Consider the following 13,693-nt stretch of genomic DNA (forward strand, 5'->3'; position numbering starts at 1 on the left):
GGGCCGCGTTATCGTTGACGACCATCGCGAGCAGAGCTCGCTCCTACAAAGGATCGCCAGCAGAGGTTTATATGCGTCGGTTGCTCTTCCTCGGCCTCATCTGCGTTTTGGCCACCCCGCTCGTCCACGCCCGGGCCATCCCCAATCCCAACCAGCACCACGCACCGGGAAACGAATCGCCGCAAACACCCATCGCACAGGCCAATTACAGCGTTGGGGTGAACTACCAGTTGCAATGCGCCGGCTGTCATTTGGGCGACGGCACGGGTTCGGCCGCCAATGACACACCACGGATGAAGGGCTTTGTCGGCAACTTCCTGAAAGTCCCCGGCGGTCGCGAATTCCTCGTGCGCGTGCCAGGCATGTCGCAATCGGCGCTGAATAACGCGCAACTGGCGGACTTGCTCAACTGGCTGATGCGCGAAGACGGCATGGCGGGCGCGAGCATGCCCGAGCATTACCAGCCTTACACCGCCGAAGAGATCACGGCGTTGCGTGCCACCACCATGCTCAACCTGCCCGGCACCCGTGCCGGGTTGATCAAGGAAATGCGCGCGCAAGGCATCGCCATCGACGACGGCATGAACTACTGAACGGCCGTCAGCCTGAGTTGGCGATACGCGTGCACCAGTTGTTCAAGGCTGAAGGCGCGATTTCGTCCGCTCGGGTTGGGCAGGACCCATACGGCCGCATTGCCGAAGGTTTTTGCCTGTAACCCCCACGCCACCTCTCGCTGCCCCGAGAGCGCCGAGTACGCCGCCTTGCCGAGAAACGCGACGCAGCGTGGCGCATAACGGGTGATCTTGCGTTCGAAATCCCCCGCCACCGCGATGAATTCATGCTGTGATAGCTGATCGGCCCGCGCCGTCGGTCGCTCGACCACGGCAGTCAAGCCACATTGATATTGCAGAATTGTCCGGTCATTTTCCGGACACAGCTCGATGGGCGTAAACCCGGCCAGATGCAGGGTGCGCCAGAAGCGATTGCCACGCCCGGCAAAATGATGGCCCTGAGCGGCAGCCATCACCCCAGGATTGATGCCACAAAAAATCACCGCCAGCTGTTCGGCCAGAATGTCTTCGAGTCCTTCGCTCACATCGACCTCAGCCGCCGCAGATCACATTGACCGCATTACGCGCGAGCTCGCTCAGTTCTTCACGCGGTTTGCCCGCCCGCGCACGGATCGAAATGCTGTGCAGCAGCGATGAGGCGAGTACGGCCAGCGCGCCAACGTCGACATCACCTTTCAACTCACCGGATTCGCTGGCCGTTCGCAGGCGCACTTCCAGATCGGCGTCGAGCCGGCTGAGCCGGTCTGACAGCACCTCGCGTATCTCAGGGTCCTCGACCGCCTCGGTGGTCGCCGTGCCGATGGCGAAGCAGCCACGCGGCTGGCCTTCGCCAGAGAAGTAGATCGACAACTGCCCCTCATACAAACGTATCAATGCTTCGCGCAATGGCAGGTCGTTATCCATCAGCGCGGCCTGCATATCGGCGGCGGCGATCTCCCAGTACTGCTCGAGCGCCTTGATGTACAGCGCATGTTTGTCGCCGAAAGCGGCGTAAAGGCTGGGGCGATTCATGCCCGCAGCGGTGGCGATGCTGTCCAGGGACGCGCCGGAATAGCCGGTGCTCCAGAACACATCGAGCGCTTGCAGCAGCGCGGTTTGCGGGTCGTAGGCGCGGGGCCGGCCGCGGCCTTTGCCCTCTGTAGCTTTATTTTGTGCCATGTCGTACAAAATCCTTGTGGAAGGGTGGGTACGGGGATATTCTTACACCATCGCACAAAATTAAGGAACCAGAAGTTCCTGAATTTCACGTTTGTTGAAGCGAAGCTCGAACCGGGTATTGCGGCGACGAAACAAGCGAGGCGGAGCAACCCTCCTCACCGCGCACGGGTTTGCTTTCTCACAGCAATTATTCGTTTTGAGGTGTATTCGTCATGACCAAACAGTTCGACATCCCGGCTTCGCAGACTTTCGAGCACCCTGAGCGGATCAAGAAGCCGTTCAAGGAAAAACTGCGCCCATGGCTGATGTTCGGCGTGCCTGCCCTCGCCGCCGTTATCGGCTACACCAAATACGTGGCGGGTGAACCCTTCGTCACCACCGACAACGCCTACGCCCGGGTGGCCAAGGCCTCGATCAACGCCAGGATTTCCGGGCAGGTCGTGGACATTGCGGTCGAGGACAATCAAAAGGTGCACAAGGGCGATGTGCTGTTTCGCATCGACCCCAAGCCGTTGCAGATCGCCATTGACCGTGCCCAGGCCCAGCTCAGCGTCGCGCGGTTGCGCATCGATGGCCTCAAGGCCAGCTACCGCCAGCAACAGGCGGAATTGCAATCGGCCAAAGAGTCCGCCGACTTCGATCAAAAGGAATTCGGACGCAAGAAAGCACTGGTGGCGACCGAGTTCGTGTCCCGTGCCATTTACGAGCGCTCGGAAACCGACATGAAGATTTCCCGGCAGCGCATCGCCTCGATCGAACAACAGATCGCCAGCACCGTAGTGGCCTTGAACGGCAACCCGAACATCGAAGCCGACAGCCACCCGACGGTGCGCGAGGCCAAGGCGCAGCTGGACGAGGCGCAGTTGTACCTCTCCTACGCCACGGTTTATGCACCGGCCGACGGCACCGTCGCCAAGGTCGACGATTTGCAGGTGGGCAACTACCTCAATAACGGCGCACCCGCCTTTGCGCTGATTTCCGATCACGAAATCTGGGTCGAGGCCAACTTCCGCGAAACCCAGGTCACACACATGCGTGCGGGCCAGGAAGCGACCATCAGCATCGACACCTACCCGGATCGCGTGTTCAAGGCCCACATCACCAGCATGAGCCCCGGTGCCGGCTCGGACTTCTCCCTGCTGCCGCCGGAAAACGCCACCGGCAACTGGGTGAAAGTGGTCCAGCGGGTACCGGTGCGTCTCGAACTGGATGACATGGACCCTGCCCTGCCGCTGTTCTCAGGCACCAGCGCCACCGTGAAAGTCGACACAGGCCACCGCACGCCGTGGTGGAGTCCGCTCAAATCGCTGTTGACCGCAGGTAACTAGTGATGAACGCCAACACAACTACAGATACAGGTGCCGCAGGCTCGCTCAGGTTCGCCGTTCTGTTGGCGACCTGGATGCAGTCGGCCAACCTGCCGCTGCCGAACGCGGTACTGCGGTTGATTCAAGGCTCGCTGTCGATGACCGACGACCAGGCCGGGTGGATCTTCACCGCGTACCTGGCCGCGAGCGCCATCACCCTGCCGATTGCCCAGTGGCTTGCCGCGCGTTTTGGCTTGAAGCGGGTGTATCAAGCTGCATTGGCCTTGTTCATGCTGGGCCTGGTGCTGGCCACGGTGTCCACGACGCCGCTGGAGTTCATCGGTGCCCGCATCATTCAAGGCCTGGCCGCCGGTGTGTTGGGGCCGCTGTCGATGGGGATTGCCCTGGAGACGCTGGCACCGGAAAAACGCATGAAATTCGGCGTCACCCTGACAGCGGCGGTGCTGCTGGGCATTGCCACCGGCCCGGCCATCGGTGGCTGGATCGCCGAGCATTTCGACTGGCGACCGATCTTCTACATCAGCTTGCCGCTGTCGGCCTACATCTTCATGGTGATTGCGCTGTTGCTGGCCGAGAAGAAAGCCGACAAGGCGCCGACCTACGACTTCTTTGGCTTCACCAGTTTCACAGTGGCGATGATCAGCCTGCAAATGTTGCTCGACCGTGGCGAACGCATGAACTGGTTCGACTCGCCGGAAATCTGGATCGAAGCGCTGGCCTGTGGACTGGGGCTGTATCTGTTCTTCGTCCACGTAATGACGCGAAACGTGCATTTCTTCAACAAGAGCCTGCTGCGCGATCGCAACTACGTGCTGTCGACGCTGATCTTCTTCGCCATCGGTTTCGTGCTGCTGTCGACCATGGCCCTGACCTCGCCGATGCTCGATGAAATCCTCGGCTACCCACCTGACACCACCGGCGCCCTGACCCTGCCGCGTGGCGCGGGCATGGTGGGCGCATTCCTGCTGACGATGCGTCTGCCGGAGCGTTTCGACCGCCGGTTGTTCGTGGCCATTGGCGTCGCCCTGGTGATCTATGCCAACTGGCTGATGCTCGGTTACTCACCGTTGATGGACTGGCCGCCGGTGGCGATTGCCGGCGCGCTCCAGGGGTTCGGTATCGGCATGTCGATGGCGGCGCTGGCCAAGGTCGCGTTCAGCACCCTGGCCCCCGCCCTGCGCCCGGAAGCCACCGGCCTTTATAACCTGTTGCGTGCCTATGGCAGCACCCTGGGCGTGGCGATTGTGCAGATCTACTTCTTCAACAACACCCAGGCGATGCATCAGGCACTGGGCGCCAATATCACGCCCTATCGCGGCGCGGCGTCGATGTCCTTGCCGGCTCTGGAGGGGATCAACCATTTGGTCACCCACCAGGCCGCGTTCATCGCGGTCATCGACCAGTTCAAGATTCTGATGGTGGCGATGCTCGTCGTGAGCCCGCTGGTTCTCTTTCTTCGCAAACCCGCTGCGACTAACTAGCTTCGTGGAGTGTGCCAAATGAAATCCAGTCATCTGTTCCAAACGCCATTCCCTACCAAGCTCAGTGCCCTGTCGGTGTTTGTGTTCCTCGCTGCCTGTACCGTCGGCCCGGACTTCAAAAGCCCTGACGACAGCACGTCACAGCACTATGACCAACAGGCCGAGCAACGCCTTGGCCAAAGCGGCGAGCAGCACATCCAGTTCGGCAGGCACATCACCGGCCAGTGGTGGTCGGCGTTTCGTTCGCCCAAGCTCGATCAGGTCGTGCGCCGTGCCATCGACGGCAACCTCGAACTGGTCGCCGCCGACGCCACCATCCGCCAGGCGTCCTCCTCCGTGGCCGCAGCCGAAGGCGCGCTGTATCCGCAGGTCGATTTCGGCGCCGCCGCCGGTCGTCAGCGAACGCACAACGCCAAGGATCCTGCGATCAACAACTTCTATGCAATCGGGCCACGGGTCGGTTTCGACCTGGATGTGTTCGGCGGCAACAAACGCCAGGTCGAAGAACAGCAAGCCTTTACCGATCTGCAAAAACGCCGTTATGACGCGGCGTACCTGAAGCTGACCAGCGATGTGGCCAGCCAGGCGTTGCTGGTGGCTTCGGCCAATGCGCAGATACAGGCCGTGGACAAACTGCTGGCCAACGACAGCAAAAACCTCGAACTGGTGCGTGCCGCGCATATCAATGGCACCACCACGCAGATCGACGTGTCGTTGGCCGAAACGCGACTGGCCCAGGACCGCACCCTGTTGCCGCCACTGGCCCAGCAGCGTGATGCAGCGAGCCATGCGCTGTCGATCCTGACCGGCAAAGGTCCGGCGGACTGGATCCCCCCGCCGTTCGACTTGGCCGACTTCACCTTGCCGGCCAATGTGCCTGTTAGCCTGCCCTCGGAGATGGCCCACTCCCGGCCGGACGTGCAGCAAGCCGAGGCCGAGCTGCATATCGCCAGCGCCGCCGTGGGCGTGGCAACCGCCAATCTCTATCCGAAGGTGACGCTGTCGGCGTCGCTGCTCCAGGCCGCTTCCGGCAATGGCGGCGCGGCGCTCTGGGGCTTCGCGGCGGGGATCACCGGGCCAATCTTCAACGGCGGCACGCTCAAGGCCGAACGTCAGGCTGCCGTCGAGGGTTACAACGCAACGCTGGCCGGCTACCAGCAGACCGTCATCAGCTCGTTCGGCCAGGTCGCCGACACATTGCAGGCCATCAACCATGACGCCGAGGAATTCCGGGCTCAGGAAGACGCATTGCGCGCTGCCGAGACCAGTTCGCGCCTGAACCAGCAGGCCTATGCCCAGGGTGAAAACAGCATCCTTCAGGTGCTGGAGGCTGAACGGGCTTATCAGCAGGCGTTGCTGGGCTACATCCGGGTGAAGACCTCACGGTATCTCGACACGGTGCAGTTGTTCGTGGCGCTGGGCGGGAATTCGGTCGGGGTGTTCGATCAACAAGTGGCCAGTCGCGAAACACGCAACCCATTGTAGGAGCGAGCCTGCTCGCGATGGACTCACGAGCGCCGCGTTCTTTCAGAGAACCCGCGTCATCGTTGACGACCATCGCGAGCAGAGCTCGCTGCTACAGAGGCTTTTCAGAACCTGAGTGGAATCCAGACATGTCCTACGAACCGATCTTCGATGAACTTGCCGATACCCGATTTACGCTGAACAACGGCTCGGGGAATTTGCCCGCCGTTGGCTTCGGCACGTTGTTCGAGAATCCTGCTGTGACCACCGAGGTGGTCACCCACGCACTGCAAAACGGCTACCGTCATTTCGATTGTGCCGAGCGTTTTCGCAATGAAGAACAGGTTGGCATTGCCCTGCACGCGTTTATCGAAGCGGGCAAGGCACGGCGCGAAGAGGTGTTCATCACCACCAAACTGTGGAACACCAACCATCGTCCGGAGCGGGTGTTGCCAGCCTTCGAGGCCAGTTGCCGACGCCTCCAGGTGGATTACATCGATTGCTACCTGATCCACACTCCGTTCGCCTTTCAACCCGGAGACGATCTGTACCCCCGGGACGTGTTCGGCCATGTCCTCTATGACTCGGGCGTGACGTTGATCGAAACCTGGCGTGCACTCGAAGGCCTGGTGGATGAAGGCTGCTGCCGGTCCATCGGCTTGTCCGACATCACTCTTGAGGCGCTGAAAAACATCGTGGCCGTGGCGCGGATCAAACCTGCCGTGGTGCAAATCGAATCCCACCCTTACCTGCCGGAATGGGAACTGCTCGATTTTTGCCGGCAGCACGGAATCATCGTCGTGGCCTTTGCCCCCCTCGGGCATGGCATGGCACCGAACGTGCTGGAAGAACCGGTGATCACCGGCATCGCCCGACGCTTGCAAAAGACCCCGGCACAAGTCGCCCTGGCCTGGTCGGTGCAACGCGGCGTGGCGTTCCTCACCACCTCGGCCACCCTGAGCCACATTCAGGAAAACCGGGACATTTCGACCTTGCCCCACCGCGCCATGCAGGAGATCCGCCAGGACATCAGCACCCGGGTGCGCTTCAACTCGGTGGTTGAAACCGGTGTCCCCGTATTCATTCCCCAGCAAAAGTGATACCTGAAACCGGAGCGGCTCTTTACACAGCCGCTCTTTTTTTGGCCTGGCGAATCATTGTGCCGGCCAACCCCTTATAATTTTTGACTGACCCACTGAGGTGACACCGATGGATGTTTTCCAGACCATGCGTTTTTTCATGGCGGTCGCCCAGAGCGGCAGCTTCACGGCCGCAGCCGATCTGCTGGACACCTCCACGACCAACGTGTCCAAAGCCGTGTCGAGCCTGGAGAGCAGACTGCAGACACGCCTGATCAACCGCACGACCCGGCGCCTGGCCTTGACCGAGGCGGGTGTACGCTATTTGCAGCGTTGCGAGAAAATTCTGGAGGAGGTGCGCGAAGCGGAAGAGGAAGCGGGTACGGCGCAGGTCAACCCTGTTGGCCGCTTGAAGATTCACGCAATGTCGGCCATCGGCAATCATTACGTGATCGATGCCATCGCCAGTTACCGAGAGACGCATCCCTCGGTCTTGTTCGATTTGACCCTGACCAATCGGCTGCCCGACCTGCTGGAAGAAGGCTATGACGTGTCGATCGTATTGGCGCGAGACCTGCCCGACTCTGGATTCGTCGCCCAGCGGCTCGGCATCACCTATAGCATTCTCTGTGCTTCGCCGACGTATCTTGAGAAACGCGGAATACCCGACACGCCGGGCTCGTTGGGTGCACATGATTGCCTGAGACTGGTGAACACCGTCATGCCGGCTGAACACTGGGTGTTCGAAGGGCCCGAAGGCATGGAGACTGTCAGCACCCCGGCATCGCCATTTCACGTCAACACCGCCGATGCCATGACCACCGCCATCACCCGTGGCATGGGGGTCGGGATTCAGCCACTCGCCTCTGCCGTTGCCGGCCTCAAGGCGGGAACGTTAGTGCGGGTACTGCCCGAGTATCATTTTGAAGAGCTGAATTTGTTTGCGATCTATCCGTCACGAAAATTCGTCGATGCAAAAATAAAAACCTGGGTGGAGTTTCTCAAGGACTACATTCCCGGGTTGCTGGCTGCCGATGAAAAAATCGCTCGTTCGTCATAAACCGTTCGGGATGGAGTGTCGACCCTCCACCGTCCGCACAGCACTCAACCGTTCGAACATCCGCTGCCCAGCACCTGATACTGCAGGACATGGCGTTGACCCCGAGAGTCTTCATAAGTCATTTGCGCCGGGACCGGCCCGCATTCGTTTGGTACATCGCTGACGGTAATGACCTTCTTGATGTCCAGGTTCGAGCCGTAGGTGTAGGTCTCGATCGGTGTTTTGTTGGTGGGTGCCTTGGCCTGGCTTTCTTCGGCAAAGGCTTGTGCGCCGATACAACTGAGCGCGAGAACAATCGCAATTTTTGAAATGTTCATGGTATTCACCGTCTCGTTGGAGTTTGGGCCTTGTGAACCGCTTGCGCAGGTTCATTCGGTAGAGACGATGCTAGGGGTTTGGGTCGGGGGTAAACAGCGCCGGGCGGGATAAACACTGTTGCCAAAACAAGGAGGAATGCAAGCTTCCGATCGTGCAGATGCGCCCAGTACAGATGTGGGAGCGAGCCTGCTCGCGAAAAGGGCATGCCAGTCAACATTGATGCTGAATGACACACCGCATTCGCGAGCAGGCTCGCTCCCACAAAAGGCACCATTACAGCTTTCGATCAATAAGCCTGTGCCGCAGTAAGCGAACCCGCCTTGACCACAACCGATTCACTCCCGCGATGCTCACCCTGCCCCGCCAATCCATCCAGCGCAGGTGTCCACGCCGGCACGCTCGGCATTTCCTTGCGCAAGCTATGAATCAGTGTGTACGACATCACCAGCAGCAACATGGCAATCGGCAACCCCGCCGCAATGCTCGCCATCTGAATGGCTTTCAACCCGCCGGCCAACAACAGCCCCGCCGCAATGGCCCCCTCCAGAATGCACCACAGCAACCTGATCCAGTTCGGCGGATTGGTGCTGCCCAATGCACACAAGGTGCACAACACCTGGGTTCCGGCGTCCGCCGTGGTGACAAAGTGCACACCGAGCAGGACGCAGACCAGAATCGAGAGTGCGGCGCCAATGGCTTTGCCATCGAGCGATTGCAGCAACGTGAACATGGCAGCGGTGGTTTCTTTCTTGGTGGCGAGAAGTACCGTGCCGCCTTCGAACTTCGGCTGCTCTTGAGTCACGCCTTGAGTCGCGACGGACGCCTGGTAAGCCTGTCGGTCAAGTTGTTCATTCTTCAGCGCCGCGCCACCGAATACGGACATCCACAGAATGGTCACCAGGGTCGGCACTACCAGCGCCCCGATCACCAGTTCGCGGATGGTGCGGCCCTTGGAGATGCGCGCAATGAACAACCCCACGAAAGGCCCCCAGGTCATCCACCACGGCCAGTAGAACGCGGTCCACCAGTTTTGCCATTCGGTGTCTTTCTGCGTGTCCATCCAGAAACTCAGGCCGACGATGTTTTGCACATAGTCGCCGGTAGACTCAAACATCAGATTGAGAATGTAGCGAGTCGGACCAATGGCAAGTACCGCCAACATCAATATGAAAGACAAATACATATTGAGGGTGGAGATACGCTTCATGCCTTTCGACAGTCCGGCAAGTAGCGAGATACAGGCCACAACACTGACAAACAGAATAATCGACAACTGCAACCCGACACTCACCGGAATACCGAATACCTGATGTAACCCGGTGTTGATCTGAACAACACCCAGCCCCAAAGACTGGGAAACACCGAAGGCGGTAATAACAACACCCATGATGTCGACAACATGCCCGATCCATCCATAAATACGGTCGCCAATCAACGGATACAGCAGCGAGCGCAGTGCCAGTGGCAAGCCTTTACGGTAGGCAAAATAAGCGAGGCTCAGGCCGATCATGGAGAAGATCGCCCACGGATGCAGACCCCAATGGAACAGCGTGATACGCATGGCCAGGGTAGCGGACTCATCCGTCAAACCCTTGGAGAACGGGTTGTCGGCGTAATGCAGCATGGGTTCGGCCACCGACCAGAAAATCAGGCCGATGCCCATCCCGGCACTGAACAGCATCGCAATCCATGAGGCGAAACTGAACTCGGGCCGGTCATGTTCGGCGCCCAGTTTAAGATTGCCGAAACGGCTGATGGAGATATAAAGCAGTACACCAAGCACGCCGCTGATCAGGGCGATGTAATACCACTTGAAGTTATGCAGGATAAACACCGAAGCCATTTCAAAGGCCTTGGATGCCTGTTCATCTTTAAAGGCACAAAACAGAACAAAGGTGACCACCGCCAATATGGAAGCGACTGTCACATTCGGATTCAAGCCTTTCAACATGCCGGATTGCGCACGCATTGTTTTCCCCTTTTGTTTTTGTTTAAGGGTGTAGTTACTGTTCCGCAGGATGTTTGCCGCCGGGTATCGAATGACACCAGAGCGCTTTATCCGCAGGTTATTCCGGACTATCTCGGTTTTGGCAGCATCGCCAAGATGATTGAAACCTGACCACCGCTCAAACCATTTTTAGTCACCGACTCATGAGAAAAACGCATTAATAAAACCAGCTGCAACCTTGTAGGAGCGAACTTGCTCGCGAAAAACGCCCAGACAACGCGGTCCTACAGACAGCCCTCGTTATCGTTAACGACCATCGCGAGCAAGCTCGCTCCTACAGCTGGCCATCCCGTTGGGTGTCACCGGGTGATGAAGCGGCGCATCCTTTTGCAGGTGCTTGCCGGTGATTTTTTTCTGACCCACGAACAGCGCAAGCATCAGTGCGCTGCCGGCGTAGAAAAAGTAGAAACTCGGGGCCCCGAGATATTCCATCAGCGCACCCGCGATCAACGGCCCGATACAGGCGCCGACGCCGAAGGTGATCAACAGCATGCCGGAGAGCGATACGCGCAACGGCGGCTCCATCTTGTCATTGGCCAGTGCCACCCCTAACGGATAAAGGCAGAACTGCAGGAAGCCGATGCCCGCGCCAAACCACAGCAAGGTGGCAAACGAAGGGGCTTGATCGAACGCCAGCGGCAGGCTGACGACGATCAGCAACACTGCCACGGCGCGGATCAGGCTGGCGCGGGGCAAGCGATCCGAGAGCCAGCCCAACGGCAACTGCGCCAACAACCCGGCACCGATGGTCAATGCCATGAACTGACCGACCTGCGCCGTGCCCAGCCCCTGCTTGCTGGCATAGATCGCGGCCAGTCCGTAGAAGCTTCCATTAATCATCCCGGACACCAGTATGGTCACCAGCGACTGCGGAATCCGCCGCAGAAACAATCGCAGGTCAATGGATGCCGCCGGCACCGCCGTGGGGTGCGCGCTTCGGGTCAGCGCCACCGGCACCGAACAGAGGGCGAACACCATGGCCACCGCGAGCAGCGCACGGATGCCCAACCCTTCATCGAGACTCAAGGCCAGTTGACCGAGCATCATGCCGACGTAACTGGCAACCATGTACAACGCCAGGACACCGCCGCGCTGCTCAGTCCTGGCCCGGTCGTTGAGCCAGCTCTCGATCACCATCAACTGGCACATCATCGCCAGCCCGACCAACGCCCGCAGCACCAGCCACAACGGCAGCGACATGCTGAACTCATGGGCCAATACCGCCGCGGCAATGACGCCGGCGCAGGCCGCATAGGTTCGAATGTGCCCGACCTGCGCGATCAGGCTGCGCCCGAGCCACCCGCCCAACACCATGCCCAAGGCATTGGCGGCCATCAACGCACCGCCCGCCGTTTCTGCCGCCCCCGATCCATTGAGGCGCAGTGCCAGCCAGGTCATCAGCAAGGTCGATCCCAGCTGCATCAGCAAGCTTGCCAAATAGAGCGCGCCGAACGTCTTCGTCAGTCCAAACACGGTGCTGATTCCCAAAAATGAGGAAGCGAAACCCGAGGCGTTCAGCCTCAGGTCGTAGGTTCAGGCCAAACCGTGGAGCGCTTTCCAGTTGCCCGGATGCACCACATAGCCGAACAACGCATGCCCGCCGTACACCAACTCGGTTCCTTCGGGAATCCACAGCAACTGGCCCGGCGTGACCTGGTACAGCTCATCGCCGACCTGCAATTCAAAGCAGCCTTCGATCACGAAAATCACTTCGTCATACAGCACCGTCCAGGCCACTTGCGCGCCTTCCCAGCGGGCAAAGCCGACGCCGATGTTCGGCGAGATTTCATTGCTCAGGGCCCGGGCCACATAGGCGGCGCCGGGGGGGCCGCCGCGCAAGTTGAAGTCCAGATCCTGGTGGTCGATGCGCAGCACGCGCTTTTTTTCCGGTGCACTCATAACTCGCTCCGGCTGTTCCACGCCGCCAGGTGAATGCGCGAACGCACACCGAGGCCGAGGAACGGTTCCGGCGGATTGAGCGACGGCATGCCGGTCGCCGCGCGAATGTCGTTCAACTGCTTGGAGTCGGCGCCCACCGCAAGATCCGCCAGCAAGGTGCCGGAAATCGTGCCCCAGGCCGCACCCACGCCGTTGTCGCAGGCGGACGCATGGACGCCTGGCTCCAGCTCACCGAAGAAGTTGGTGAAGTTACGTGAGATCGCATACACCCCGCCCCAGGTATGGCTGAACGGCACGTCGGCCAGTTGCGGGAACCGCGCCTTGAAGGCCTTGCGGTGCGACGCTCGAACCTTCAAGCGCATGCCGTCGCTGGTGCTGCGACCGTACTTGGGCACGTGCTTGTAGGTGTTGCGGATAATCAGCCGACGGTCCTGGGTCATGCGCACCGTCGTACCGGCGTGGTCCGCCGGGGTGAGGCCCCAGTCCAGTTGACCGCCGTAAGTGGCCAACTCGGCATCGGTCAGCGGACGGGTCCAGCTGGCGAAGGTCATCACCGGCAGCAGGCGGTTGCGCAGGTAGCCGAACTCCTGGGTGAAAATGCTGGTGCCCAACAACAGTTGCGGAGTGCGGATCACGCCGTTGCTGCCATGCAGAATCCAGCCGCCGCGACCGTCGCGCTCCAGGCGCTGGATCGGCGACTCTTGCAGCAACTCGACGTTGCCAGGCAAAGTGCGGGCCATTCCAGTCACTAGCGCCGCCGGCTGCATCAGGTAGCAACCCGGGGTGTAAATCGCGCCGCTGTAATGTGACGTGCCCAGCACGCCGGCCAGCTCTTTGGGATCAACCCGGCGAAAGGGCTCGCCCAGATCGCTCATCAGCCGTTCGAAGTGGTCCAGGTAAGCCAGGCCGCGCGGGCCGACCGCCCCTTGGTACTTGCCGGCATGTGACCACTGGCAATCGATGTCATGGCTTTGCACCAGGCCCTGCAACTGCGAAATGGCCGCACGGTTGAGCGACAGCAAGCGTTGCTTGTGCGCCGGGTCCGGATGTTCCAGCGCGAACTTGTGCGGCAGGTCAATCACAAACCCCGAGTTGCGCCCCGAGGCGCCATGGGCGACCCGTTGCGCGTCCACCAGAATGATCCGCGCTTCGGGGTGATGCTGGGCCAGGCGACGGGCTGCGGCCAGGCCGGCAAAGCCTGCCCCCACCACCGCGTAGTCGGCCCGCTGCTCGCCGGACAAGCGCTTGCACGCCGGTTGTTCGGGCAGGGCTGCGTACCAGCCGCAGCTCGCATCGTCATACGGCAAATTGATCGAATTTTTCATG

Annotated in this window: 13 protein-coding genes; 6 read left to right on the forward strand and 7 right to left on the reverse strand. The window is 60.3% G+C overall.

What is annotated here, in order from left to right:
- The first annotated feature begins 71 nt into the window (after positions 1-71).
- A complete protein-coding gene (locus BJ917_RS06135; protein WP_096512286.1) occupies positions 72-593 on the forward strand; it encodes a cytochrome C in 522 nt (173 codons plus the stop codon).
- On the opposite strand, the gene mug is transcribed toward BJ917_RS06135, so the two are convergent.
- Both mug and BJ917_RS06145 read right to left on the reverse strand, forming a co-directional pair.
- Positions 587-1,096, reverse strand: a complete 510-nt coding sequence (gene mug, locus BJ917_RS06140) for a G/U mismatch-specific DNA glycosylase (RefSeq protein ID WP_121102615.1) — start codon at positions 1,094-1,096, stop codon at positions 587-589. The two genes, BJ917_RS06135 and mug, sit on opposite strands and share 7 nt — an antisense overlap.
- Before the next feature lie 7 nt (positions 1,097-1,103).
- Positions 1,104-1,730 (reverse strand): TetR/AcrR family transcriptional regulator, encoded by a 627-nt coding sequence (locus tag BJ917_RS06145; protein ID WP_096512288.1) that lies wholly within the window; start codon positions 1,728-1,730, stop codon positions 1,104-1,106.
- A 212-nt stretch (positions 1,731-1,942) separates the two neighbouring features.
- Here BJ917_RS06145 and BJ917_RS06150 point away from each other — a divergent pair, with 212 nt between their 5' ends.
- From BJ917_RS06150 to BJ917_RS06170, 5 genes are all read left to right on the forward strand, one after another.
- Positions 1,943-3,058 (forward strand): HlyD family secretion protein, encoded by a 1,116-nt coding sequence (locus BJ917_RS06150; RefSeq protein WP_121102618.1) that lies wholly within the window; start codon positions 1,943-1,945, stop codon positions 3,056-3,058.
- 2 nt (positions 3,059-3,060) lie between these two features.
- The gene (locus tag BJ917_RS06155) at positions 3,061-4,539 is read left to right on the forward strand and encodes a DHA2 family efflux MFS transporter permease subunit (protein WP_096512290.1); all 1,479 of its coding nucleotides are present in this window, start codon (positions 3,061-3,063) and stop codon (positions 4,537-4,539) included.
- 18 nt (positions 4,540-4,557) lie between these two features.
- Positions 4,558-6,024 (forward strand): efflux transporter outer membrane subunit, encoded by a 1,467-nt coding sequence (locus BJ917_RS06160; RefSeq protein WP_121102620.1) that lies wholly within the window; start codon positions 4,558-4,560, stop codon positions 6,022-6,024.
- Positions 6,025-6,152: 128 nt separating this feature from the next.
- The gene (locus BJ917_RS06165) at positions 6,153-7,103 is read left to right on the forward strand and encodes an aldo/keto reductase (protein ID WP_121102622.1); all 951 of its coding nucleotides are present in this window, start codon (positions 6,153-6,155) and stop codon (positions 7,101-7,103) included.
- Positions 7,104-7,212: 109 nt separating this feature from the next.
- Positions 7,213-8,142 (forward strand): LysR family transcriptional regulator, encoded by a 930-nt coding sequence (locus BJ917_RS06170; RefSeq protein ID WP_096512293.1) that lies wholly within the window; start codon positions 7,213-7,215, stop codon positions 8,140-8,142.
- A gap of 44 nt (positions 8,143-8,186) precedes the next feature.
- On the opposite strand, the gene BJ917_RS06175 is transcribed toward BJ917_RS06170, so the two are convergent.
- The 5 genes from BJ917_RS06175 to BJ917_RS06195 all read right to left on the reverse strand — a co-directional run bounded on the left by BJ917_RS06175 (position 8,187) and on the right by BJ917_RS06195 (position 13,692).
- Positions 8,187-8,459: a DUF2790 domain-containing protein gene (locus BJ917_RS06175; RefSeq protein WP_177435561.1), complete on the reverse strand. Its 273-nt coding sequence runs from the start codon at positions 8,457-8,459 to the stop codon at positions 8,187-8,189.
- Between the two features lie 287 nt (positions 8,460-8,746).
- Positions 8,747-10,429: a BCCT family transporter gene (locus tag BJ917_RS06180; RefSeq protein WP_256658511.1), complete on the reverse strand. Its 1,683-nt coding sequence runs from the start codon at positions 10,427-10,429 to the stop codon at positions 8,747-8,749.
- 285 nt (positions 10,430-10,714) lie between these two features.
- The gene (locus tag BJ917_RS06185) at positions 10,715-11,941 is read right to left on the reverse strand and encodes an MFS transporter (RefSeq protein ID WP_177435562.1); all 1,227 of its coding nucleotides are present in this window, start codon (positions 11,939-11,941) and stop codon (positions 10,715-10,717) included.
- 60 nt (positions 11,942-12,001) lie between these two features.
- On the reverse strand, positions 12,002-12,367 hold the full coding sequence (locus BJ917_RS06190; RefSeq protein ID WP_096512294.1) for an ethanolamine utilization protein EutQ: 366 nt from the start codon (positions 12,365-12,367) through the stop codon (positions 12,002-12,004).
- Complete coding sequence (locus tag BJ917_RS06195) at positions 12,364-13,692, reverse strand: FAD-binding oxidoreductase (protein ID WP_121102624.1); 1,329 nt, start codon at positions 13,690-13,692, stop codon at positions 12,364-12,366. The genes BJ917_RS06190 and BJ917_RS06195 overlap by 4 nt, the downstream gene beginning before the upstream one ends.
- Position 13,693 lies beyond the last annotated feature (1 nt).

The organism is Pseudomonas sp. WPR_5_2 (genome assembly GCF_003634475.1).
Taxonomy (GTDB): Bacteria; Pseudomonadota; Gammaproteobacteria; order Pseudomonadales; family Pseudomonadaceae; genus Aquipseudomonas; species Aquipseudomonas izuensis.